This window comes from Lysinibacillus sp. RU7 (genome assembly GCF_057837305.1).
This window is the reverse complement of sequence record NZ_JBYQFK010000019.1, coordinates 1-26551: the sequence shown is the minus strand read 5'-3', so window position 1 is coordinate 26551 and position 26551 is coordinate 1. Positions and strand designations below refer to the sequence as shown.

Annotated in this window: 21 protein-coding genes, 5 tRNA genes, 1 rRNA gene and 1 pseudogene; 4 read left to right on the top strand and 24 right to left on the bottom strand. The window is 36.0% G+C overall.

Annotated elements, in window-relative coordinates:
- Positions 1–107 precede the first annotated feature (107 nt).
- The 6 genes and pseudogenes from AC3II9_RS14195 to AC3II9_RS14170 form a co-directional block, all read right to left on the bottom strand.
- Positions 108–455: pseudogene (locus tag AC3II9_RS14195) on the bottom strand (PDDEXK family nuclease); the annotation flags it as partial.
- Positions 456–743: 288 nt separating this feature from the next.
- On the bottom strand, positions 744–1568 hold the full coding sequence (locus AC3II9_RS14190) for a Shedu anti-phage system protein SduA domain-containing protein (protein WP_489156427.1): 825 nt from the start codon (positions 1566–1568) through the stop codon (positions 744–746).
- 27 nt (positions 1569–1595) lie between these two features.
- Positions 1596–1850, bottom strand: coding sequence for a hypothetical protein (locus tag AC3II9_RS14185; RefSeq protein WP_489156426.1), 255 nt, complete (start codon positions 1848–1850; stop codon positions 1596–1598).
- Between the two features lie 150 nt (positions 1851–2000).
- Positions 2001–2672: a phospholipase D-like domain-containing protein gene (locus tag AC3II9_RS14180; protein ID WP_489156424.1), complete on the bottom strand. Its 672-nt coding sequence runs from the start codon at positions 2670–2672 to the stop codon at positions 2001–2003.
- Between the two features lie 38 nt (positions 2673–2710).
- Entirely contained in the window at positions 2711–4333 is a 1623-nt protein-coding gene (locus tag AC3II9_RS14175) for an RES family NAD+ phosphorylase (RefSeq protein WP_489156423.1), read from the bottom strand.
- Positions 4334–4421: 88 nt separating this feature from the next.
- On the bottom strand, positions 4422–5111 hold the full coding sequence (locus tag AC3II9_RS14170; RefSeq protein ID WP_489156532.1) for a DGQHR domain-containing protein: 690 nt from the start codon (positions 5109–5111) through the stop codon (positions 4422–4424).
- 437 nt (positions 5112–5548) lie between these two features.
- On the opposite strand from AC3II9_RS14170, the gene AC3II9_RS14165 reads away from it, so the two are divergent.
- From AC3II9_RS14165 to AC3II9_RS14155, 3 genes are all read left to right on the top strand, one after another.
- On the top strand, positions 5549–5869 hold the full coding sequence (locus AC3II9_RS14165; RefSeq protein ID WP_489156421.1) for a helix-turn-helix domain-containing protein: 321 nt from the start codon (positions 5549–5551) through the stop codon (positions 5867–5869).
- Positions 5870–5997: 128 nt separating this feature from the next.
- Positions 5998–6924, top strand: a complete 927-nt coding sequence (locus tag AC3II9_RS14160; RefSeq protein WP_489156419.1) for an ATP-binding protein — start codon at positions 5998–6000, stop codon at positions 6922–6924.
- 195 nt (positions 6925–7119) lie between these two features.
- Entirely contained in the window at positions 7120–7971 is an 852-nt protein-coding gene (locus AC3II9_RS14155; RefSeq protein WP_489156418.1) for a hypothetical protein, read from the top strand.
- 183 nt (positions 7972–8154) lie between these two features.
- On the opposite strand, the gene glmS is transcribed toward AC3II9_RS14155, so the two are convergent.
- From glmS to AC3II9_RS14070, 17 genes are all read right to left on the bottom strand, one after another.
- Entirely contained in the window at positions 8155–9954 is a 1800-nt protein-coding gene (gene glmS, locus AC3II9_RS14150; protein WP_489156416.1) for a glutamine--fructose-6-phosphate transaminase (isomerizing), read from the bottom strand.
- Between the two features lie 852 nt (positions 9955–10806).
- Positions 10807–12159, bottom strand: coding sequence for a phosphoglucosamine mutase (glmM, locus tag AC3II9_RS14145; RefSeq protein ID WP_489156414.1), 1353 nt, complete (start codon positions 12157–12159; stop codon positions 10807–10809).
- A gap of 89 nt (positions 12160–12248) precedes the next feature.
- A complete protein-coding gene (locus AC3II9_RS14140; protein ID WP_489156413.1) occupies positions 12249–13256 on the bottom strand; it encodes a CdaR family protein in 1008 nt (335 codons plus the stop codon).
- Entirely contained in the window at positions 13249–14091 is an 843-nt protein-coding gene (gene cdaA / locus AC3II9_RS14135) for a diadenylate cyclase CdaA (RefSeq protein WP_489156411.1), read from the bottom strand. Before cdaA ends, AC3II9_RS14140 begins: the two co-directional genes overlap by 8 nt.
- Positions 14092–14270: 179 nt before the next feature.
- Positions 14271–14912: a zf-HC2 domain-containing protein gene (locus AC3II9_RS14130; RefSeq protein WP_489156409.1), complete on the bottom strand. Its 642-nt coding sequence runs from the start codon at positions 14910–14912 to the stop codon at positions 14271–14273.
- A gap of 12 nt (positions 14913–14924) precedes the next feature.
- A complete protein-coding gene (sigW, locus tag AC3II9_RS14125; RefSeq protein ID WP_489156408.1) occupies positions 14925–15488 on the bottom strand; it encodes an RNA polymerase sigma factor SigW in 564 nt (187 codons plus the stop codon).
- 283 nt (positions 15489–15771) lie between these two features.
- A tRNA-Gln gene (locus tag AC3II9_RS14120) sits at positions 15772–15846 on the bottom strand.
- 16 nt (positions 15847–15862) lie between these two features.
- Positions 15863–15946, bottom strand: a tRNA-Tyr gene (locus AC3II9_RS14115).
- 15 nt (positions 15947–15961) lie between these two features.
- A tRNA-Val gene (locus tag AC3II9_RS14110) sits at positions 15962–16037 on the bottom strand.
- Positions 16038–16073: 36 nt separating this feature from the next.
- Positions 16074–16148 (bottom strand) — tRNA-Glu (locus AC3II9_RS14105).
- Between the two features lie 312 nt (positions 16149–16460).
- On the bottom strand, positions 16461–17252 hold the full coding sequence (locus tag AC3II9_RS14100) for an ABC transporter ATP-binding protein (protein ID WP_391376551.1): 792 nt from the start codon (positions 17250–17252) through the stop codon (positions 16461–16463).
- Positions 17253–17288: 36 nt separating this feature from the next.
- Positions 17289–18536: an ABC transporter substrate-binding protein gene (locus AC3II9_RS14095; RefSeq protein WP_489156406.1), complete on the bottom strand. Its 1248-nt coding sequence runs from the start codon at positions 18534–18536 to the stop codon at positions 17289–17291.
- Positions 18537–18596: 60 nt separating this feature from the next.
- Positions 18597–19658: a branched-chain amino acid ABC transporter permease gene (locus tag AC3II9_RS14090; protein ID WP_489156404.1), complete on the bottom strand. Its 1062-nt coding sequence runs from the start codon at positions 19656–19658 to the stop codon at positions 18597–18599.
- A 4-nt stretch (positions 19659–19662) separates the two neighbouring features.
- Positions 19663–20550, bottom strand: a complete 888-nt coding sequence (locus AC3II9_RS14085) for a branched-chain amino acid ABC transporter permease (RefSeq protein ID WP_489156402.1) — start codon at positions 20548–20550, stop codon at positions 19663–19665.
- Positions 20550–22448, bottom strand: a complete 1899-nt coding sequence (locus tag AC3II9_RS14080; protein ID WP_489156400.1) for an AMP-dependent synthetase/ligase — start codon at positions 22446–22448, stop codon at positions 20550–20552. The genes AC3II9_RS14085 and AC3II9_RS14080 overlap by 1 nt, the downstream gene beginning before the upstream one ends.
- A 14-nt stretch (positions 22449–22462) precedes the next feature.
- Positions 22463–23236, bottom strand: a complete 774-nt coding sequence (locus AC3II9_RS14075; RefSeq protein WP_489156398.1) for an ABC transporter ATP-binding protein — start codon at positions 23234–23236, stop codon at positions 22463–22465.
- 408 nt (positions 23237–23644) lie between these two features.
- A tRNA-Asn gene (locus AC3II9_RS14070) sits at positions 23645–23719 on the bottom strand.
- A gap of 290 nt (positions 23720–24009) precedes the next feature.
- On the opposite strand from AC3II9_RS14070, the gene mbcS reads away from it, so the two are divergent.
- Positions 24010–25599, top strand: coding sequence for an acyl-CoA synthetase MbcS (gene mbcS, locus AC3II9_RS14065; RefSeq protein WP_489156396.1), 1590 nt, complete (start codon positions 24010–24012; stop codon positions 25597–25599).
- An 875-nt stretch (positions 25600–26474) separates the two neighbouring features.
- Here the strand turns inward: mbcS and rrf are convergent.
- Positions 26475–26551, bottom strand: a 5S ribosomal RNA gene (rrf, locus tag AC3II9_RS14060); the annotation flags it as partial.

Sequence of the window (26551 nt, the reverse complement as noted above, 5' to 3'; positions counted from 1 at the left end):
GTCTATTTGGATATCTGAACAAGAATGGCTTCCTTTACTGTTTTAATTATTCTTATCGTCAGATGAATAAGTTTTTAGTGCTGGTTCTTTGCTCTCATCGACGGGTGCAAAAAATCCGTTGTCATCACAACTGGCTCATGTGTTTTTGGATCTATAGGATATTTAATACCTAACTCATCTGTAATGACAATTGTTTCTTCCAACGGTAGTAAAGGTATTTACTCTTGAATATCAATAACAAAATCAGAACATTTAGTTAGATAGAAGTGGTTTCATTCCAAATCTGATAAAAATTCATGTTGTCTATTAGTTTTAATGCCTCTTAAACGCGTGGACCGACCTTGTGAAGATACATCTTGAATGTTTAACCAAGGTTTATACTCTGAACCGATAACAGAATCTCGACCTTCTTTAACCCATTTTTCGACTTTAGATGTTCTTGCTCGTTTAGACATAAAAAACACCCCTTTAGACAAATAATCTAAAGGGGCATTTCATCGCATTTTTTTACAACCGTCGCGAATTTATTTTAAACATCGTATCTTTTTTATAAACATCGCAACTTTATTTAAAACCGACATATAATGTTGGTTTGGAATAAAGATTGATTAAAAGCGGGCTGCAAACGTTGATTTTATAAATAGAAGAAACCTACACATTTTGAAAAAAGATTGATCAAAATGTGTAGGTTTAGTTTTGAGTAGATTTAGCTTTTATAAAAAAGATTGATTAAAACTTTCAATTTAGAATGTATTTTTACCAACTAAATTTTGCGTTAAGTCAATCAGGTTATCATAATGTAATAATTTTATTCTAGCGCTCTTCTCTTCGTACCTCCTTATAGAATAGGAGTAGTCTGGATTAGTTTCATAATGCTCTCTTCTTCCCGCTACCACTATATAATGTCTTCGACTACTATCATTATTTATAAACTCACTTGGCAAATTAGTATCCTTTTTTTTAGCTTCTAGAAATTTTGGTTGTAAACTCGAAAATTGTTGTTCTAAAAAACGTTCCCAACTCTTAACTTGATTAATACCATTCTGATAATATTGACTTAATTCAGTACCCTTATTTTTAAAAGGATCATTTGAAGGACTTTCTAACTCGATAAATACAAATTCATAACCACCAGATCCCTTACCAACTAAAAGGTAATCTGTTCTATACTGAGTATTTAAAGAAAACTCTTTAAATAAATATGCTTCATGATGTCCGAAATTGTAATATGTAAATAATGAAGCAATAATTAAGTAGTTTTCATGATCATTAATAAAATTTAAAATAGCTTGTTCATTCGGATTAGTATCTAATAAATTTTCAAAATCAGCTGCCAATATGCGTATTCTATCATGTTGTTTCAATTCGACAATATCTAAATAATTATTAGGGAATAAATGTTTGTTATGTCTAACTGATTTAGGATACTCATGAAATTTATTAATTCTTACACCCTTTAACATACCAGTTGCTGTAGGATGAAGTAGTTCAGAATCTCTAATTTTTTCATATTCTAATAAATCTTCGCTACTCACCTGTAAATAATCAATCCCCTTATACAACTTCATTTGCAACAACCTTCCTAAATTTATATTTCAACCTCGGTCCCTGATGAAAGCCTCATTATAAAGCAAAGTTCTTGAAATCATATCTTCTCTTATTTCATAGATTCTATCCAAAACGTTCTGAATTTGTTCCTCAATACTATCAAATAAACCAACCAAAACATTAGTTAAATACTCTAGATGGTGAAATTCATCTTCTTTAAATTCTCTAACTCGACTTAACGCTTCCTCAAGTTGTTCATCTATGTTATCACCAGTATCATTTTCATGAAATTTATTCCACATCATCGATTCTTCTTTAAATCTAGAGAATTTACTTAACCCCTCTAGTTCTGAAATGAATCGATGAATCGATATATTTAATTGATTCATATGTGACTGGATTATTTCTTTATTTAATTCTGCTTGATATCTATCTATAATTTCATTAATTAATTATCCGAAATTTTCAAATAGTTCTTCGAAATTTCTCCATTTATTTTTATCAAAGTATGCTTGATGTATGTCTAATATTTCTTGTTCAGAAACAGGATATCCATCACCATATACAGTAAAGATTTGCTGCCTTATCCCTTTAATTGAATCATTTAAAAGAGATGATAATTCTTCCATTCTCACATTATATTCAGATGTAGAATAGAGAACAGAGTTTTTTTTTAACTCCCCAAAAATTTCTGAATCTATTTTTTGTACTTGTTCTGATTCACGAACCAGAACGCCTAATTCATAATTATTTCGACTAGCGTCCGAAAAATTTTGAGATCCTATGTAAGCAATTTTATTAGTCATTATAAGTTTAGCGTGATTAGAAAAGTTAAAATATACATTCAAATTCCCAAAACGTTCTCTCTCTAGCAGCCTTAAAATATAGTTTATTTTTCTGTGATAATCTCCTTCTGGAACATTTAATATTAACGTTACAGGCGTTGATACATCAATTTCTCTTAAACCATGAATTAAATAACTGTGACTAATAAAAGAATTTATATTAAATGTTGCTATATTTATATAGTCAGACTCTGCAAAAGTATCTAACACCTCTTGATAACCATTTTCTTGATAGGATAGTATTACTTCTCCCATTATGTTTGAGATAATTTTTTTCATTGATTGCACCTTCAATTCACAATTTATCATTCTAATAGTTAAAAGGGGAATTTATCCCAATCTATAATTGATGGCGAACTATCTCCAAAAAACGATTTTTCTTTTTCTTTATCTATAAAATCTAACTGCTTAGACTGTTGATCTTCCCAGAAGGGTAAATTCCTTTTGATCGTAATATTTATAAAATGAAATCCCTGCTGGACTAGGATAATATATCCTGTTCCTTTTGAAGGATATTCTTTTATAAATCCTTCAATTTCCATCTCCAAATTAATATTCTCTACATTATATGTTAGTTTTAAATATTCCTCTAATTCCTTTATATATCCTAAGGCTTCTGTAAATTTTGCGAATATTTTACTACTTGAGCCGGTCTTTAAACTAAATTCTTTTAAATGTTCAATTTCTTTATATTCATTAAGAAGTTTCAAAGACGTTTCTTGATATATTTGATTTTCAGTAACATTATCAAGTAATAACCATTCATTAAAGTATGGTAACTCTAAATCTCTGTATTCAAAATAATCAAAATCATAATATTCTCGAGAAAACTTTGGATTAGGACCACAAAACAAAACATAATTAAAAGTACCTTTTACTAAACTACTTTCAAATTTAATTCCATCAAATTCTAATTTTCTAATGAATTCTGCTAATACTTGTGTTGCAATATATTCTATATCTTTTTCCTCGTTACTTATGGGTCTACTTATTTCTTCAGTAAAATCTAATATGAAATCTTCTAGCCAATTATCATTATGAGAATATTCTTCATCAAAAATGCTTAGTTTAGGTACTATAACTTTCTTTGATAAATCTAATACACGTAGCTCATGTTTAGTCCTAAATTCCCCCAAAATTATTTTATCTTCATGTTCCGCTCTTATTTCTTGAAGTGTTGTCTGGACGTTATCTGCCAAATAAATGTATGAAATTCCTGATGGACTCATTCTATTATTTGCAGCGTATTTAGCCGGCGCTGGACCTAATTCTTTATACCAATTAATATTTTCAGATTCAGTAAATGTTTTTTCAATTTTCCTGGCTCTAAATAACTTTTGATTCTTATCAATAGTTTCACTCTTCAACTCAAAAATTCCTCTTAAACTATTTAATAGATTCATTCTAGAAGAATGTTCATTACCTAAATCAAAATACCTATTATAATATTTACAGGTATGCTTAAATTTTTTCCATGCATGAAACTCTTCTGTTGCTTCACTTTTGTATAAATCGTTAATTGTAACAAATGAAGGACTATAGATATCCTCTAATGGATCATCTGCTCCATCCGCTTTATCCCATTCATCAGGTCCACTCTCCCTAATTAAGTGTTCTAACAACTCGGCTGCACTATCTGAATCATGTAATTCTGAAAAAATCATTTCTGTCCGATATAAAATGTCAAAAACAGATTCTCCAGCTTCTTCTCCTGTACCACCAATGTACTTGCGCTCCTCTGAATCCCACATTGCTCCTGAAAATCCTTCAACATGCTCATATGCTCTACTAAATCCTTTTCTTATAAACATGCCTAATTCTTCTGCTTCACAAATATCAATATTTTCGTTTTCACAAAAATCACAGTCACCTATTTCACCAATACTCTTAATAAACTCTTGAATTTCTATTTCATCAAAACATTTGCAACAACAATTCATAATATCCTCCGCTCTTACACCTTTTTGTAATATTTTACCACAAAAAAACTAAAGAGTGAGAACTGTCTTCAACAATCCTCACTTCCCTTTAATTTATACAATTTTTAATATCCATAGCTAAAATTTTTGTTCCTGCCACCCCCTTAACAAATTTCAACTCTCCACTAGCAGACCAATCAATCTCTCCTAAATTCAACAATTTATTTGCAATCTTCACTGAGTCTGGCTGCTGCGATTTCACTAAATAATTTTCATTAATCAACTCATTTCCTACAATAGCTAACGCATTTAAACACGTAATATGAGTTAATCGATAATTTTTATAATCTTCCCATTCATCAGGTAGTAGCTCCTTGATTAAATTAAAATAAAACATTGTAATATTTAAAATCTTTTCTTTTGATAGCTTAGCTAAATCAGATTTTTTAGTTAGTAAATTAACAATTTGATAGAGATTTTGTAATGTAATGTGCTTATCTTTAGTGCGCTTTCCGATTAATGTTCCTTTACTAAAGAATGGACTTTCTGGTTTTAAAATAAGATTTGTAGCTACCCAACTCAAGTCATTATTATTTCGATTTAAATATCGGCTTAATGATGTACCAATCCCCTTAGCTTTAGTATTAATTACATCGAAAAGTTTAATTTCCTCGTCTTCATCTAAATAATGAAATGCTAAGAACGGTACGCTTAACGTGCTACCTGTCTGATTTATATACTCCTTAATTCCACCTAATCGATGTTGCCCATCCATTAGCGTAGCTTTTTTGCGACAAATTAAACGACCATAGTTTGGACGTTAGCGATCATATGCTTGAAACTCCCAATTACCCGCTGCGTTTAAAAGGATAGGAGTGTATAAAGAATCTTCACCTTGTGATAAATAATCAGCAAAATCTGTACAACACTTTTTGTTAATAGGGCGCTGATAACCTTTTCCTGATAGATCGTTAAATAATTTTGAATATGAAAAATTCATTGCAACCTACGAAGAAACTGAACCTTGATAAGTAACTCTACCTCTCATTTTTGATTGCACTATACTTTCAAGCACTATATTTGTACTTAAATGATTACTCAATTAATATTTCACTCCTTAAAATTGAACTTGGAAGTACACAATAGTACTTATAATTGCTAAATTCAATTAAAATGTACTTTTATGATTCTTCAGGAGTTTTTGCACCTCACATAGTCTTAGCGTGAGGTGATTGTATGGAGCAGTTAGTTAACATTGTAGGGGCAAATATTAAAGAAATTCGTAAAAGAAAAAAATTGACGCAAGAAGAACTAGCAGAAAAGTGTGGTTTACAAACCTCTTATTTAGCTGGAGTAGAGCGTGGAGATAGAAACATCACACTACAAACATTAGAAAAAATTACAGTCGGTTTGGAAATTAACGCAAAAGATCTTTTCGAATTAAATTCGCCTATGAAGCAATTACCTATTGAAACTGAGCAACTAAAATTAAAACACGATGAAGAAATTCAATTAATAATTGATTTAGCAAATAGAATTTTTGAAACCTATAAATGACTAAAAAATCCAAAGTATCATTCAAGAGCACTCTGGATTTTTTAAATATAATTATCAAATACATATCATGGAATATATTGGTTGGAGATAATATTATTAATATAAGTTATTTAAAAGGAGGTATTAATTTGACAACACCTAATAGTCTAGAGATTCAACTAACAAATGATTATATAAGAAAGCTTTCCAAGACATCTCCAATTAAAGCACTGTCAGAATTGATATGGAATGCTGTAGATGCTGATGCAACTCAGGTAAATTTAACTCTTATACCAAATGAAAATGATCAGATAGAAAGAATCATTTTAAAAGATAACGGTCACGGTTTAAATTATAATTTTGTAAATCGTGATTTCGGACAACTTGGCGATTCACACAAAGTTAAAACTAAATTTAGCCCTAAGGGCAGGATTTATCACGGGAAAGAGGGGCAAGGACGCTTTGCTGCATTTGTATTGGGTGAACGTGTACAATGGCAAAGCTCCTATTTAAAAGAGGTTAATAAGATTTTTAATTTCACCTTAGAGGGCCGTAAAACCTCTCTGAAATCTTTGTATATCTCTCCGGAAACACTCTCTAATCAAGCCACTTGTGGTGTTACAGTAACTATAGAAAATTTAATCTATGATGCTATAGATGATTTTAGTGATGTTAGTACTCTTATTGACAGTTTAACTGAACTATTTAGCCCATATCTTATCGCTAACCCTGAAATTACGATTTTGGTGAATGGTATAAAGTTGACTCCTAAACAATTTATTAAAGACCAATTTACTCATAATATAAATTTAGTTAAAGATAATGGCACATCATTATCTGCAAAAATTGATTTTATAGTTTGGAATAAAGGTTCCTATAAAAATTTATATTGTAGTGGATTAGATTTCAAAACGATTATAGAAAATAAAACTAAAGTAAACTTACGTCAATTTTCTCATTCTGCGTATTTAACAAGTAGTGTTTTTGACGAAATTCGCAATAACAACTTAATAGATACCTATGAATTAGATAAAGACTATATTTTATTAATGCATGAGGTTACTAATTTTTTTTAAAACATAACAAGAGAAAGATTAGCTGATGAGGCCTCAATTGAAATCGAAAAAATAAAACAATCTAAAATCTACCCTTATAAAGGTACTCCTAAAACTGAAGTTGAAAAAGCTGAAAGACAAGTATTTGACATCTGTGCATACAAAATTAACGAATACCTTCCTAATTTCAATTCAATGACGGAGTCTTCTAAAAAGGTGACGTACAGACTTTTAAAAGAAGCATTAGAACAAAATCCTACGAATTTAAATAAAATATTAACTGAAGTATTAAATTTACCTCTTGAACAACAAAATGAATTAGCTGAGCTACTAGAAAGAACTTCTTTAACATCTATAATTAATACAACTAGTTTAATTTCAAATCGTTTAAAATTTTTAAATGGTCTCGAAGAAATCCTTTATAGCACAGACTATCACAAAATATTAAAGGAACGCAGCCAACTACATAAAATCCTTTTAAATGAATTATGGATTTTCGGAGACCAATACCAATATGGTTGTGACGATATAAGTTTAAAAAATGTTTTAAAAGAGCATTTGAAACAGTTAGAAAGAGAAGACATCGCTGCTGAAATTGATTTTAAGTCTTTAAAAGATTTGAATGATATTCCTGATATAGGTCTGTATAGACAATTTGTTCACGGCTCAAAAGATTGCTTTGAAAATCTATTCATAGAACTTAAACGTCCATCTTGTGTAATAGGAAGAAAAGAAATTAATCAGATAGAATCTTATGCTTTTGCAGTTGAAGATAATATGTATTTTGATAAAACTAAAACGAAGTGGAAATTTATATTACTAGGCAACAAACTTGATGATTATGCTACAAAACGCATGGATCAAAAAGGAAGATCTTATGGTTTAATTTATGAAACAGATACTATTGAAGTCTGGGTTTATCTATGGAGTCAAATTATTCAAGAAGTTAAGGGCCGACACAAATATCTGCAGGAACAGTTGGAATTACAAGTGCAAAGTAACGAAGAAGGTCTAAATTATTTAAAAGAAAAATACAACGACCTTTTACCAAATATCGACATCCCCTAATCTTTATATGTATTTTAATTAAAACAGATAGAAAAAAGACTCATCAATTCTTCTTATAAACTTTAGATGTCCTTGTTCTTTTAGACATAAAAAACACTCCTTTAGATTATAGTAATCCAAAGGAGTGTTAAAACAGTATAACTTTATTTAAAAGCTACAATTTTTCACAAAACTACCCTAGTACTACTCAACCGTCACCGACTTGGCTAAATTCCTCGGTTTATCAACGTCACAGCGACGGTGTAGGGCGGCATAGTAGCTGATAAGCTGTAATGGGACCACCGATACTAATGGCGTTAATAACGAGTGAACACGAGGGATGATGAGCGTGTCGCCTTCTTCCTCCATGCCTTCCATCGCGATAATGCATGCATTGGCGCCACGTGCTACCACTTCTTTCACATTCCCACGAATGTTGAGTGCGACTGGCTCTTGTGTGACAAGGGCAAAGACTGGCGTACCTTCCTCGATGAGCGCAATGGTACCGTGCTTAAGCTCACCGCCCGCAAAACCTTCTGCTTGAATATATGAAATTTCTTTTAGCTTTAATGCGCCTTCTAAGCTGACACAGAAGTCCACGTTACGACCGATGAAGAAGGCGTTGCGTGCGATTTTTAAATAATCTTCTGCGATTTCTTCCATTACGTCTTTTGAATCAACAATGGACTGAATACCGTTTGCGGTAATCGCAAGTTCTTGCTTTAAGTCAAAGTCAATCACTTTGCCGCGCGCTTTCCCTGTGACATAAGCAGCGATCGCCAGCACCGCAATTTGTGCGACATATGCTTTCGTAGAAGCAACGGCAATCTCAGGACCTGCATGTAATAGCAGTGTATAGTCTGCTTCACGAGAAAGCGTTGAACCTGGTACATTCGTTACTGTTAATGTTGGATGACCAAGCTCTGTAATTTTCACAAGTACTTGGCGACTATCCGCTGTTTCACCCGATTGTGAAATGAAGATGAACAACGGCTTCTCCGAAAGAAGCGGCATGTTATAGCCAAACTCACTTGAAATGTGCACTTCTACTGGGATGCCCGCCATTTTCTCAAAGTACTCTTTTCCAACAAGCCCTGCATGGTAGCTTGTGCCTGCTGCAATAATATAAATGCGGTCTGCTGCTTGTAATGCCGTTAAAATGTCTGCATCAATCGCTAGTTCCCCGTCTTGTTCGTATGCTTGGATAATTTTACGCACGACGCCTGGCTGCTCATCCATTTCCTTTAACATATAGTGCGGGTATGTGCCCTTTTCAATGTCGCTTGCATCTAACTCTGCCTTGAACGGCTTACGCTCTACTTTGCGACCGTCTAGCGTTGAAATTTCAACACTTTCCTTTTTCACGATGACTACTTCTTTATCGTGCAACTCGATGAATAAGTCTGTCACTTGTAGCATCGCCATCGCATCTGAAGCAACAACATTAAAGCTATCACCAACGCCGACTAATAAAGGTGATTTATTTTTTGCCACGTAAATTGTGCCTGTATCCTCGTTATCCAGTAGCGCTAATGCATAGGAACCGTGTACAAGGCTTAATGTTTTTCGAAATGCCTCTACCGTCGATAATCCTTCTTTTGAAAATAAATCAATTAACTGCACAATGACTTCTGTATCTGTATCTGATTGCAGCTGAATGCCTTTTAAATACGCTTTTTTTAGTAAATGATAGTTTTCAATGACCCCGTTGTGTACAAGTGTAAAACGCCCTGACACAGATTGGTGCGGGTGTGCATTTAATTTATTCGGTACACCATGTGTTGCCCAGCGTGTATGACCAATTCCGATATGTGCCATCACATCATCGTTCACTGCATTACGAAGATCGGCAATTCGGCCCTTTTCCTTGAAAATTGTGACACCATCTTCATTGTGAACAGCAATACCGGCTGAATCATACCCACGATACTCTAATTTCTCTAACCCTTTTAGTAAAATTTCCTTTGCATCTAATAATCCGTTATATCCTACAATTCCACACATAAAATAAATCCTCCGTTCGCTACAACGGCACGTATTTAGCAACAACAAAATAAGCCTTTTCTCTCTACTCCCATACATCCATTACATTTATAATGCACAAACGTCGAACAGAAAAATCAAAAATCCGAAACTTTCTATAGAAAAAGACAATGCGAAACTAAACTACGCGTAAGCCCATTTTGAAAAGCCTCCATATGGCTTTTCGATTATGCAGATGACCTATCCGCTAAAACATCGTTCTGACTAACGATTGTATTACGAGCGCTGTAGCTTGTTTTTATTATTTTTTATGTGTGCCGATTCGTTCTTCTGTGCAGCAAATTGCTTTGCTGTTTTAAAACGAATATAACAACCGGGCACGTGCGATCGGGAGGCATCCGCCGAATTTTCGATAAACCTCCACCTCGTCAACTAAGGATTGCTTTGCCGTCCGATTTCCTTAGCTCAGGCGCTATCATTGTTTTCCTTTGTACTTCTATTGCGCGTATGCCATCCTCCTTTAATCGCGCATGCTTACAAATGTCCTGATATTGGAATTTAATAACAATCATTTTGCAAGCATACTCATCATACATAAAACGAGTACATTCGTCAAATCATCGCCAAAAATAAATGCGCTAGTATATGACATACTAGCGTAATATCATTGCAACTTTCTTATATCTACAGGGAGTTTATACATATAGCAAATGCTCTATATGTTTATTACTTCTGTTACTGATTATGCTTAATATATGCTATACTGCTTGACGAGTTGCCTTAGCATGTATAGTTATGGACCTAGACATGGCTCATTTCTTCTCATAAGAGAAAAACCGCCCTTCTACAGAAAAGGCGGTTCTATTGGATCATCTATTCAGCTAAGCCCATTTCAGCTTTTACAACAGTTGCAATACGGTTTACATATTCCTCACAAGCAGCAACAGTAGCTGCTTCTACCATGACACGTACAAGTGGCTCTGTACCAGAAGGTCGCACTAGTACACGTCCATTGCCTGCCATCTCCGCTTCCACTTCTGCAATGACCGCAGCGATACGGTCATTTTGTGTTACGGCATGCTTGTCCGTCACACGTACATTAACAAGCTTTTGCGGGAAAATCGTCATCTCGCTTGCAAGCTCTGATAAACGCTTACCTGTTACTTTCATAATATTCACTAATTGAATCCCTGTTAGTAAACCGTCACCTGTTGTATTGAAATCTAAAAATACAATATGACCGGATTGCTCACCGCCAAGATTATAGTCGTTTGCACGCATTTCCTCGACTACATAACGGTCGCCAACAGCTGTCTGTACACTTTTCATCTCGTTTGCTTCTAATGCTTTATAGAAGCCCATATTACTCATTACAGTCGATACAACGGTGCCCTTTTTTAGGCGCCCTTTCGCATGCAAGTATTTACCGATAATGAACATAATTTGATCGCCATCAACGATTTGACCTCTTTCATCTACGGCGATTAAACGGTCCCCATCACCATCAAACGCAAGACCAACATCTGCCCCACGCTCTAATACAAAACCAGCGAGCTTTTCTGGATGCGTTGAACCAACACCATCATTAATGTTTAAGCCGTCTGGTGAAGCACCCATTGTTGAAATATCTGCTTCTAAATCAGCAAATAAGTGTGTAGCAAGCTGACTTGTTGCCCCATGTGCACAATCTAGTGCGACATGAATGCCTAGAAATTCCTCATCTACTGTTTGTTTTAAATAGGAAATATATTTTTGTCCACCTTCAAAATAATCCGTTACTGAACCGATATCGCCACCTGTTGGGCGTGGTAATGTATCTTCTTCTGCATCAAGTAAGCTTTCAATTTCTGCTTCTTGAGCATCTGTTAATTTAAAGCCATCTGGACCAAAAAACTTAATACCGTTATCTTGTACTGGATTATGTGATGCTGAAATCATGACACCTGCTTGTGCATTCATCACACGTGTCAGGTAGGCAACACCTGGTGTACTAATGACGCCTAAGCGCATAACTTCTGCCCCAATTGACAAAAGACCTGCAACTAATGCGCCCTCTAACATTTCACCAGAAATACGTGTATCTCGTCCAATTAAAACTTTCGGGCGTTCTTTTGCATCTTTCGTTAATACGTATCCTCCAACACGTCCAAGTTTGAATGCAAACTCCGGCGTCAATTCACTATTAGCGACTCCACGGACGCCATCTGTTCCGAAATATTTACCCATTTTATTCTCTCCTTCAATACTAGACATCCCTGTTATTATGGCTATGACCATCTTTATAGGAATTTTCCGTTTGGCAAATGCATGGCCAATTACTCAGTACTATCCTCTGCTTGCTGACCTGTCCCACCCTCTGTCGACTCGTCAGCAGCCTCTACTAATTCTTTTTTAATAGCCGCATGGATGATAACGGCACTTTCTTCCGCCGTCACCTTTTCAGGTACTTTTATTTTCCCTTCATACGATCCGGACTCTTCTAAGTCTGACACGTCAAATTCTACGACTAATTCCTTTAACTCGTCAATAACTGCTTTTTTCCCATACACTTTCAATTTCACTGGCTCAACCGAAAGCTTCTCTATGGAAATACCGTCTTTCAATTGCCCTATTTGTTTAATTTTAATCGGTACATCACGACTATATTCTTCAATTTCTACTTTGACCTTCACTTTTTCCGGTTGAACAGCAACATCAAGACGATTCAACTCAGCGTTTAATACTTTTACATTCGCTTCTTGCTGGAAGGAATTTTTAATCCCTTGCTCACCCGTGACGGTTGCCTTCACATAACTAATATTTTCAATAGCACTTTTAGCACCAGTAACAACGACTGTCGTTGGGTCAACAGTCATACCCTTTAAGTCGTAGTCTTCTGCAATGAGGCGTTTATTCATTTCTGGTTCTACTCGGAATTCACGTGTTACACGCTCTTCTATCGAAATATTTAGTGCGACTGGATCAATGGAAACGTTTAATTTTTCTGAGAAACCTTCATTTTGAATGGTTACATGATGTTCACCAATCGTCAGTGAATTTAAATCAACGAATACAACATAATCTTGCGTAATTTTTGTTTGTAATATCAGCTTTGAATTTCCACTAATTGTGACATTTACTGTTTCTGGTACCCCTGTAACGATTAAGTCCTCATCATCATAATACACTTCAAGCGGGACATTATATAAAACATCGACTTCATCCGCAGGTAATGCTTCACGTCCTGCCGTCTCCAGTTCTGATTTGACATATAAGAATAAGGCTAGCGATAACACTAGAGCAACAATTCGCAGTGCCCAAACACTGTTAAACACTCTATCCATTCTTCTTACCTCCCCAATTCCACTTAGAGGCTAAGTTTAAGTTGGACTCTTGTTCAGACCCAAACCATAGTTTAGGTAACTTTACCGTAAACTCATCAATCGTTAAATTACGGTCAATTTTACCGTCGAATGCAATACTAATCGCACCTGTCTCTTCTGATACAATAATGACAATGGCATCCGTTACCTCACTTAACCCAAGAGCTGCGCGGTGACGTGTCCCAAGTTCTTTGGAGATAAAGGCACTTTCTGACAAAGGTAAATAACAAGCAGCCGCTGTAATTTTATCCTTTTGCATAATGACTGCCCCATCATGGAGCGGTGTATTTGGAATGAAGATATTAATGAGTAATTCGGACGACATATCCGCATTCATTTTGATACCTGTTTCAATATACTCTGTTAAACCTGTTTCTTTTTCAATGGAGATCAGTGCACCAATACGACGCTTCGCCATATAGCTCACAGATTTCTTCATTGCTTCAATTAGGCGTGTTTGTTCTTCATCTTGCTGATTTGTCGTGCGTTGAAATAACTTCCCTCGTCCAATTTGCTCAAGTGCACGACGAATTTCCGGCTGAAAGATAATGATAATCGCTAGGAAACCCCAATCAATAATCTCTTCTAGTAGCCAATCCAAGGTATTAAGCCCAAAGATTTCAGTCGCAATTTTTGCGATGATAATGACAAAGATCCCTTTTAATAATTGAACGGCTTTCGTTCCTTTAATGAGGGTTAACGTTTTATAAATCACGTACCAAACAAGCAGTACGTCCAAAAAGCTAAAAACAACATTTACAGGTGTCAAATCTGTAAATTGTTCGATTATTTGCATGTGGCATCCCCCACTTTTCTAGCTAATACATATACAATTTAAAGTATATCATATTTGTGTAATGATTGACTTTTTAGAGAGCAAAAAGTCTACCCAATCGAGTAGACTTCTTCATTTTCTATAGAACGTCATTTTTTGTTAAATGGTTCCCTGTAGTACAAGAAAAAAGCCAAGAATAATCATTCTTGGCTCTCATTATGACTATTTTCAGATTCAAAAAGTGAAATAAAGCTATTAAATATTTGCTTCACCTCATACCAAAGCCACTCAAATACTTCATCGACCTCTTGAATTTGGCCTGTTACGACTGCTGTAGATGCCATGTAATCGCCATTAATGACCGTTACATTGCCATCTACTTCTCCTTCAATCACAATAGTCCCGTTTTTCACGACGATATCGCCTTTTACAACCTCTCCAGCAGGTACAATCACCGTTTCTCCTTCCACAATTAAGTTCGGTTGTTTCGTCACAGAGAATTGGTTATCGTTTGAATAACTACCTAATAATGTTGCACTCATCAATAAAAAAAACACGGCTGCCGCTACAATAATCGGATGTTTGCGTAACCATCTCTGAATGCCTACTGTATTTTTTCTTTTTGGTAAGCGACTCATTACATCTTCCTCAAATCTAGGAGGCGCCGTAATGTGGGTAGCGCTCTTAATGAACGCAATCGTGTCACTGAGCTCGTGCATATGTTGTTGACATTCTTCACACATTTGCAAATGCTTCTTTAGCTGCTGTTCATGCTCACGGCTAATATCCCCGTCTAAGTACTCGTGCATATATTCTACATAATGTTTTGAACACGTACTCATGCGAATCTCCTCCTATAAATTGTTTAGCTGTTTTCGTAGTGCTTCACGACCACGGTGAATTCGGGTTTTTACGGTTCCAAGTGGCATATCAAGAATTTCACTAATCTCTTGAAGAGATAATTCTTCTATATATTTCAGCACTATAACTGAACGATATTTATCGGGTAATCGACTAATTTCATACTGAATACGTTCTTGCAATTCCATTTGGGCAACGACATCTTCCGGTAATTGTTCATCTGCTGCAATTTGCGAGTACATATCGAGCCCATCTGTTCCTGCTACCTCTGCATCTAAATAATAATCCGGTTTCTTTTTCCGAATACGATCAATACACAGATTCGTTGCAATACGGTATAACCAAGTCGAAAATTTTCTTTTTTGATCATAAGAATGTAAATTAATATAAGCACGTACAAACGCTTCTTGTGCGATATCTTCTGCCTCTTGTTTATTACCGAGCATCCGGTAACATATTTGATACAATTTGTGCTGATAGAGGTTCACAATGTCTGCATATGCGTTTTGATCACCTTTAAGCACTTGCTTTATTCTTTTATTCACCAACGCATCCATTGTCTACCCTCTCCACCTTCTGTTATATGATTTACGTTCCACGTCCAATAAGGTTTCACTTTTATTATAACAAAATGTTTTTTGATAAAATGGCTCAAAAACAAATTGTATTCATCTAATTTATTGTAAAGTTTTCTACTTTCGTATTTCAAGTTACTATCGTATTAGAAAAAAATCCTTTACTCATGTGGAGTAAAGGATTGAATCGTTTTATTAAATAATACATAAGGTATGAAGGATATCAATCTTCTTGCCTGCTACTATTTACAGGACAAATAAAAAATGGCTGGGGTACTAGGATTCGAACCTAGGCATGACGGAATCAAAATCCGTTGCCTTACCGCTTGGCTATACCCCAATCATTTTATAGAAGATGGTGGAGGGGGACGGATTCGAACCGCCGAACCCGAAGGAGCGGATTTACAGTCCGCCGCGTTTAGCCACTTCGCTACCCCTCCAGCATATAACACTTATGGTGGAGGATGACGGGCTCGAACCGCCGACCCCCTGCTTGTAAGGCAGGTGCTCTCCCAGCTGAGCTAATCCTCCATGTTCAGGTAAAGTGTTATACATTATGTTATTAAGTGGTGACCCGTACGGGATTCGAACCCGTGTTACCGCCGTGAAAGGGCGGTGTCTTAACCACTTGACCAACGGGCCCATTTGCTAATTGCTTCTGAATAAGACAAGACCTATATTATCATCGTTTTTTATACTTCGCAAGTATTTTTTATAACTATTTTAAAATTAAATAGCCAAGTACCAAACCTTTCGTTGCCCTCTCCTCTTCTTTATCATATATGTACAATCATTTCGTTAGGAGTTTCTACATATATTAAGTAATCATTTTTATAAAAAATACAATAAGAGAGATAAGGAAGCTTCTCACCACTCCCCATATCCCTCTAAATTTGCTCTATGAATAGAGAGGCCTGTCTATGTGGGTAGCCTCCCTAATCATAAAAAGCGTATTTACCACACTACACGTTGGCGCCGTCTATAAGACTTTGCTTCCTTATAGTTTTTCTCTTCTTCTTTCCCGATGCCTAAATAATGCTCACTAATCTCTGTATTGGATAATAAGCTAGCTGCATCTCCCTGCATCACTACTCGACCATTTTCCATAATATAGCCGTAATGTGCAATGGATAAGGCAACATTTGCATTTTGCTCTACGACTAGTATAGACATCCCTTCTTCTTCATTAATCTTTTTAATGTTTTGGAAGATTTCTTTTACGAGTAATGGCGCAATTCCCAATGAAGGCTCATCTAGCAATAGTAGCTTCGGCTTAGCCATCAATCCCCGACCAATGGCCAACATTTGCTGTTCACCACCAGACAAAAATCCAGCTTTTCGAGATTGTAACATTTTCAATTTTGGGAAATAGCCATATATTTTTTCAATATCTGCTTTGATGTTAGAACGGTCTTTACGCGTATACGCACCTGCCATTAAATTTTCTTCAACCGTTAAGTCTTTAAAAATACGTCGACCTTCCATACTTAAGAAAATCCCTTGTTTAACAAGCGCATCCGCTGTCACTCCGTTGATCTTATTTCCTTGGAACTCAATTGTTCCATCTGTAATTTGACCGCCTTCTCCAGCAAGTAGACCTGAAATTGCTTTCAATGTAGTCGACTTACCGGCTCCGTTACTACCAAGTAAAGCGACGATTTTCCCTTCTGGTACATGGAGTGACATCCCTTTTAAAGCCAAAATAATTTTTTGATAAACTACTTCTAAATTATTTACTTGGAGCATGTAAGCCACCCTTCCATCGATTACAATTTAAACACATTAGTCTCTGTAGCTGAAGTAGTCTTCTAACTGCTCCCACTTACCATTTTTCACAACACCTAAACGTACTTTTTCAGTACCAGCATGGTTGTCCGCGCTAAATGTTAAATTTGCACCTAAACCACCTAAATCTAAATCTTGTAAAGACTCTAAACCTTCGCGAATTTGAGCACCTGTTAAATCACCATCAGGATACTTTTCAGCAGCAGCTTGAATACCAGCTACCATAACCTTTGCTGCACTCCAACCTTGAACGAACTTTTGGTTAATATCTTCGATTGTTTTGCCTTTTGACTCTAAGTATTTTTTAATATCTGCCATTCCCTCAACATCTTCATATGGGAAAGCATGTCCTAAAATACCTTTGTATCCTTCTGCCACATCAGCACCTACAATATCAATTACACCTTCGCCCGTTGCCCAGTTTAAGCCAAAGAATTGTGTATCAATGCCTAATGTTTTAGCGTCACGTAAAATTGTAGCTGTAGCATTCCAAGTTTGTTGAATAATTGCGTAGTCTGGATTTTTCTTTTCCATATTTAATAATTGAGATTGAGCTTCTGTCGCTTTCACGTCAATTACTTGCTCATCCACAATTTCAACACCAATTTCTTTACCATACGCTTTAATATCTTCAACTGGTGAGCGACCAAATGCTGTATCGTTGTATAGTAACGCTACTGTTGGATTGTCACCTTCATGGTTTTCTTTAATCCATTTTAAAATAGCGCGCCCTTGATCAGAATAAGAAGCTGCAATTAAAAAGTTATACGGGCTTTCTTCTAAATCTTTTAAGTTTTCTGAATATGAAGCAGAGAAGTATGGTAATTCATCTGTTGCCACTTGTTGACGTAATGCCTCTGTATCACCAGTTCCCCATCCAAGTACAGCTGATACATTCTCTTTGTCACGGAATTCTTGATAAATTTTTTGTGCTTCTGGAATTTGGTAAGCATAATCCTTACCTACTAATTTTAAGTTTAATCCTTCAACTAATTTATTTTCTGTAATATACTCGAAATACGCTTTTTCCCCTTCAGCGTATGGCGTTCCTACATCCCCAGTACCACCTGTAATATCATATAGCCCCCCAATGACAACCGTACGATTCCCATTGTCTCCATCTGAACCACTTGAGCTATCTACATCGCTGTCTGTCGATGCATCGTCTGACGAACATGCTGCTAAAACAAGCAACAATAGCGCCCCCATTAACATCCATAAATACTTACTGCCTCTTTTCTTCACAAAAATTCCCCCTTGTTGTAATAAATGTATTTATTTATTTAATCTTGAACAGCGGATAGCTTAATAAGAAAATGGCCATAATTTAAAGTACTTTTTAATATTTAGCCAAATATGTGCTAAGCCCCCTGGTTCAAAAATTAAAAACAGGATAATTGCTAAACCGAAAACAAATTCCTTAAATGCTGAGAAAAGCTGATACATTGACGGCATAATCGTCGATAAAACATCTACAGCCGAGCTTAAAAATACCGGTAAAAGCGTGATGAATACAGCACCCAAAATGGAGCCAAATACACTTCCTAGGCCACCAATTAAAATCATCGCTAAGTATTCAATTGAAATCGTTATACTATAATTTTCTGGACTTACAATCATTGTGTAATGCGCAAGTAACGCACCCGCAATACCTACGAAAAATGAACTAACGGCAAAAGCTAACACCTTATATTGAAATAAGTTAATCCCCATAATTTGTGCTGCAATATCACGGTCACGAATAGCTAAAAATGCTCGTCCTACTCGTGTTCTCAATAAATTTGTAGCATATAAAATCGTTAAGAGCAGTACAATAATAGATAAGTAGTAATAGGATGTATTTGTGTTGAATTTAAATGGACCGATTTCTGGACGGCTTAGTACCATTCCCGCTGTACCACCAGTTACACTATCCCAGCGACTAATAACAAATAAAATAATTACTTGTGCCGATAATGTAGCAATCGCTAAGTATAGCCCCTTTAAACGTAATGCTGGCAATCCGAAAATACCACCGATAATAGCCGTGATAAGACCTGCTAACGGTAGCGAAATCCAAAAGCTGAGTCCATAAGTCGACGTAATAATAGCCGAAGTATAACCACCTACCCCTAAAAAGGCACCTACACCAATCGAAATTTGTCCCGTAAATCCTGTTAAAATATTGAGACCAATCGCACCAATTGCTGCTATAGCACATAGCGTGAGTAATCCTACCCAATAATTCGATGCAAAGAACGGTACAAGCAGTACAATGCCTACAATGACTGTTATTTTCACCTTTTCGGCCATCGTTCCAAATAACTTCATATCATTCACATAAGATGTTTTGTAGTTTCCACTTTCTCGAACAAATAAATTCCTCACCCAATCACACCCTCTCTATGCCTTTACTACCAAATAGCCCATGTGGCTTTAACATTAAGATTAATAGGACGATGATGAATGGTACAACATCCTTCACACCACCACCTACTAGCGGATCTAAATAGCCACCTGCAATATTTTGTAGAATACCAATTAGGAAACCACCGACAATGGCACCTAGAACACTATCTAAACCACCTAGAATTACTACCGGCAATACAGTTAAACCAATTGCTGACATTGTTGGACTAACACCAGTGATGTTCCCTAGTAACACACCACCAATTGCTGCTACAATCGATGCAATCATCCATGTCATTGCATAGATAAATTTCACACTAATGCCCATAGAAGAAGCTGCCTCACGATCATCTGCTACTGCACGCATAGCAATTCCGATTTTTGAAAATTTGAAAAACATAGAAAAAGCAATGAGTAGTGCAATGACTACGATAAATGACCATAGATATACAGGTGTGATAATGACGCCACCCAATTTTAGTGGTGTCGATGGGAATACATTTGGTGGAAATACGCGTGTTGAATGTCCCCAAATCATATGCACTGCACCAGCTAACAAGCTCGATAAACCAATCGTCGCCATAATTACTGAAATGGTCGGTGCATTTTGTAGCGGCCTTACAACTAATCGCTCTACTACCAGCCCTAGTATTGCACTAAATAGTAGGGTTAAAAGTAGCGCAAAGATAAACGGTACATTGTAAACTGTCATGATGACTAAACAAACATATGGGCCGATAATAACAAATTCACCATTTGCTAAGTTCAGTGCTCCACTTGCTCTATAAATAAGAACAAATCCGAGCGCTACTAACCCATAAATACTCCCTACTACGATTCCGTTACTAAGCATCTGTAAAAAAAACGTCATCATGCCACCCCTTGCTTCAGCTTTAATTTAATAACACGAAGACTCACTTTTTCCTCTACTGATTCAGTGAGTGAATTAGCGATTGATACTTCCTGCGTATCCGAGTACATGCCATCAATTAACGCTTTATATTTCTGTTCAACAAAGTTTCTGCGGATTTTTAACGTACGTGTTAGCTCACCTTGATCTGCGGTAAATTGTTTGTGTAAAATGGAGAACTTTTTCACTCGATTTTGCTGTGGTAATTTACTCATTAACTGTTCTACTTGTTGTTCGATTAACTCAACAACTTTCGGATTTCTAGAGAGGTCTGAATATTCTGTATATACAATGCGGTTTTTATCTGCCCATCTACCGACGCTATTCATATCAATATTTAAAATAGCTGTCATATATGGTTTATCTTTACCGAAGCACACGGCTTCTTGAATATAAGGACTTGATTTTAACTCGTTTTCTACTAATCTTGGATAAATAACTTCACCAGCTGTATTCGTAATAATATCTTCTTTGCGATCTAAAATGTGAAGGTGTCCTTGCTCATCGAGATAACCGTTATCCCCTAAACATAACCAACCATCAATCACTTCTTTTTGATCTTCCTCATGCAAATATGCAGAGAAAATAGCATTATTTTTCATGTAAATCGCGCCGTCTTCGCCGATTTTCACTTCTGTATTCGGTATCGGTACACCAGAGCTACCCGCCTTAATTTGACGATCCGGCTGAACAAATGCAATCCCTGCAACCTCCGTACCACCATACGTCTGTTTTAAATTCACACCAATACTATGATAAAAATGGAATGCATCTGGTTGTAGTGCTGCCCCTGCGACATACGCTCTTCTCAGTCGCGCTAGTCCTAAATGATCACGGATAGCACTAAAAATAATGGTATCCCCTAAAAAGTACATCAATTTATCGATGCCTGATAATGTTTGATTATTTGCATCAGCCACCGCTTTTTTATCCCCATATTTCTTAAAGAGGTTATATACTTTTCTTTTAAACCAACTAGCACCTTCTATACGAATCTCGAAATTTGACATGAGCGATTGGTAAACACGAGGTGGTGCAAGTAATGTTTGTGGTCCAATCTCTCGTAAATCGACCATGACTGTATGTGGCTTTTCTGGGAAATTAACAGCAAACCCGATAAGTAACGGAACAACAGTACTCACGACTTTTTCATTAACCCATGACAATGGCAAGAATGAGAAGTAGTCGTCTTTTTTCTTCATGTCCTCCAGTTCACTTAAATTTTTTGCTGCGTTAATTAAGTTAAAGTGTGTCAGAACGGCCCCTTTAGGTCTCCCTGATGTTGCTGCGCTATATGCAATGACAGCTGGACTATGTGTATCAAGGTCGCTTGACTGTTCTTCATAAAAATTGGCGTTACTCTTTAACAAAGCTTCCCCTTTTTCTATTAAATCGTCTAAAAAAATGAGTTTATGATGCTTATAATGACGTAATCCTTGCTTATTGTAATAGATAATGTGCTCAACAAGCGGAATTTTAGCCTCTATTTCTAGTAATTTATCTACTTGTTCTTGGTCTTCAACAATGACAATTCTCGCTTTACAATCATTCAAATAAAATTCAACTTGATCGGATAAGGATTCTTGATAAATCCCTACTGAAATTCCCCCAAGTAACTGTGCAGACATTTGAGCGTATAGCCACTGTGGTCGATTTTCACCAATAATGGCTAGTGTTTCACCACTTTGAAATCCAAGCTCATACGATAGTGTAACTGCTAGCAATTCGACATTTTTCAAATAATCTTGCCACGTAATTTCATTCCATATACCTAAATGTTTTTGTCTGAGCGCAACTGCATTTGGCTCATTTTTTGCTCGTTCTGCTAACAACGTAGGTAATGTTTTATGAATGACCATTCAGTCTTTCCCCCTTAAATAACGGTTTCTTCACCGATATATGCTTTAATCACATCTGGATTTTGCTGTATTTCTTTTGGCGTTCCAAATCCAATTAGCTTTCCAAAATCCAATACGGCAATATGATCTGACAAACTCATTACGACCCCTAAGTCGTGCTCAATCAACACTACTGTCGTTCCCATCACCTCATGCATATCTAGTATGAACCGAGACATCATATCCTTTTCGGCATTATTCATACCTGCCATTGGCTCATCTAATAAAATTAGCTCTGGATTAAGTGCTAATGCTCGCCCAACTTCCACACGTTTTTGTAATCCGTACGATAGCGTACCTACTGGCGTATGGCGTATATCCTGCAATTCTAAAAACTCAATTACTTCCTCTACCTTTTGGCGATGTTGAATTTCCTCTTTGGAAGCTTTCCCTACATAAAAGCCTCCGTTAACAATCCCTGCATTCATCAGAGAGTGTCTGCCGAGCTTTAAATTATCAAGCACTGACATATGTGCAAATAAGGCAATGTTTTGGAAGGCACGTGCCATACCTAGTGTCGTTCGATTATACGGTTTCATATTGATAATCTCTTGCCCTTTGTACCGAATGGAGCCAGTTGTCGGCTGATATAATCCACTGATGCAATTTAACATACTCGTCTTCCCAGCTCCATTAGGACCAATAAGCGAAAATATTTCACCTTGGTTTATATGGTACGTGACGTTATCTAACGCTTTAACGCCACCAAATTGCAAAGAGACATTTTCAATCTCTAAAATAGGCTCCATTAAAACTCCCCCTTATTTGGTCGAAACCGAAACCATTTCAACTTACTATATTTTCCTGAATATTACTGTATCTAAAATAACTTTGTCAATCTATATTTTAAAAATAAATACATTTTTCGATTATTTTACAATATATTATTCTCGTTTTTTCGCTTTTTTTCTAAGTAATTCCCCTCCCGAATAATTCGAATAGAAGATATAACATACATTAAATTATCTTAAAATAATTATTATTACACATGTCTTTACATTCTATTTATGCAGGCAATAATTAGTATATGATAGTAATTAGAGAAATATTAATAAAATATGTAAATAAAAATGAAGTTTATTAGAAAGGGATCATCTATTTCATTATGTAGGAAATGAAGAAAGGCTTATGAAGAACTTAAAAAAAGGCAAAAAAAATGGCTCCGAAGGTAGGACTCGAACCTACGACCAACCGGTTAACAGCCGGTTGCTCTACCACTGAGCTACTTCGGAACGCTATTATTTAATTTGCTTTATCAAGCTTAAGTACATTAAAAATTATACAGCTGTTTTTCAAGTAAAGCAAGTATTTTCTGATTTCTTATTTTAATGTCTTCTGCCGTAAAAACATACACCATTAAACATTTCTAACAACAATATAATTCTAAATTATGTTTATATAATTCTACATTATACCATTTTTCTCTTGACCTTATTTTACTATGATGTGTACAATAAATATCAAGCTTTAATAAATTTAATATTCAGAAATATTTGATTGGAATGGACTAAGGAGGATTTTTATGACAGAGACAAATGTAAAAGTAAATTTACTTGCACCAGAACAATACAATATTACCGAAGAGCTGGAGAAGTATAAAAAAGATGAAAATCGTCAAGCCATTCGTTGGATTGATGCAACAGGTAATCAACGCATCATTTCATACAAACAACTGATCGAAAATATGAATCAATATGCTAATGCTTTAACATCGTTAAATATTGAACGTGGGGATCGCGTGTTAATTATCGTACCTCGATTACCTGAGGCTTATAATGTATATTTAGCCTGCTTAAAGGCTGGCATTGTACCGATTGCTTGTTCTGAAATGTTAAGAGCAAGTGATTTAGAGTATCGTATTGAACATGCTTCAGCAAAAGCAGTCATTGCTTATGATGCATTTACTACTGAAGTAAATAAAATCCAAGGTGCTAATCCTGTATTAAAATTAATTATTGGTGAAGAAGAAGAAGGTTGGACAAATTTAAATACACTAGCAGCACAGCAAAGTACAGAATTTGAAGCTGCTCCTACTTCAAGAGATGATATGGCATTCCTTTCTTATACATCGGGTACTACTGGCAAACCTAAAGGCGTTGTCCATTCTCACGGCTGGGGCTATGCCCATGTACGTACAGCTGCTTCTAATTGGTTAGGTGTCCATGAAGGAGATCTCGTTTGGGCAACGGCTGCTCCAGGTTGGCAAAAGTGGATTTGGAGCCCATTCCTATCAACAATTATGTTAGGAGCAACGGCTTTCGTTTATTACGGAGGGTTTGAAGCAGAGAAATACCTTCAACTCATTCAAGATGAAAAAATTCATGTGCTATGTTGTACACCAACTGAATACCGTATTATGGCGAAACTTGATAGCCTAAATGAGTATGATTTATCTTCCCTTCGAAGTGCTGTTTCCGCAGGTGAACCATTAAATCGCCCAGTCATCGATACATTTATGAAGTTATTTAACTTAAAAGTACGGGATGGTTATGGTCAAACAGAAAATACATTGTTAATCGGAACAATGCAAGATATGGAATTACGTCCTGGCTCAATGGGACGCCCAACACCAGGCAATAACGTAAAAATTATTAATGAAAACGGCGAAGTAGTCGCACCAGGAGAAGTAGGTGATATTGCTGTGCACAAGTCTTGTCCAGCTCTATTTAAAGAATACTATCGCGACCGCGAGCGCACGCAAGCTGCTTTTCGTGGTGACTGGTACATTACTGGGGACCAAGCAAGCTATGATGCAGAAGGCTACTTCTGGTTTGAAGGACGGGGCGATGACATTATCATTTCTTCCGGATACACGATTGGACCATTTGAAGTGGAAGATGCACTAAACAAGCATGAAGCGGTACAAGAATGTGCTGTTGTCGCTGCGCCAGACGAAATTCGTGGTAGCATCGTAAAAGCGTATATTGTTTTAAAGGACAGTTATCAGGGAGCCGATGAAGAGTCACTAATTAAGGAGCTTCAGGAGCATGTGAAAACGTTAACTGCACCTTATAAATATCCACGTAGTATTGAGTTCCTAACAGAATTACCAAAAACAACTTCCGGTAAAATTCGTCGTATCGAACTACGCCAAAAAACGGCTACTCTATAAAAATAAAAATCAACCTAACATTTTTGGATGTTAGGTTGATTTTTACATACTATATTTAGATTGGATAAAATACGATCTGATTCAGCTCATAAATCATTAGAAAGTAGTCCTTGTAGCTATTCCATTAATTGGTCTACCAGCACCTGCTATTGAAATATAAGAATCTACATTTCCTCCCTATGTAGCTAATATGCCGATTACTACCCCAGACTATAACACTCGAAAAATGCTCAGCTTCCTTCGTGTATTTCACTAATTGCTTCGCATCTTCTACGAATGACTCGAATATCACTTCTTCCTCCGATGGAATTAACCCTGCATTATATCCTACTCGACGTTTATTAAATCTAATGGAAAAAATCCCTTTTTTCCTTCTTTTGTCGTCGCACATGAATCTGAAATAATAAGAGCAACGGAACTAATCTACGTTTGTGTAACTACAATGAAGAGATTAAAGTACCCCTTCTACCGGTACTTCAATCTCTTCATATTCTGATATTTTCTTTAACAAGTATGAGGGAAATCAACACGCATTATATGTTTATAAATTTGCTCGTTATAAAATAGTAACTATAAAATAAAAAACCGGTACTAATAACTACTTCGTACCGACTAACATTATTCATAATGGTTCACCAATTTAAAAATTTTATTTTTAAAAAAGCGCCTGCTAATCCTGAACACGAGTGGGAAATCCCAACAAGTAGCGTGCTGGCCACACGTAGAAGAGAGTTAAATTGTTATGACAGGATAGCACTTTCGGCTAGACGTAATATGCCTTTTTCCAACAACGATTATCTACAATTCGACATTTTATTATTTTTTTAAACAATAAAAAAAAGCCACTACTAACTGAATTAGTAGCGACTTTTTGCGCCTAGCGATGTCCTACTCTCACAGGGGGAAGCCCCCAACTACCATCGGCGCTAAAGAGCTTAACTTCCGTGTTCGG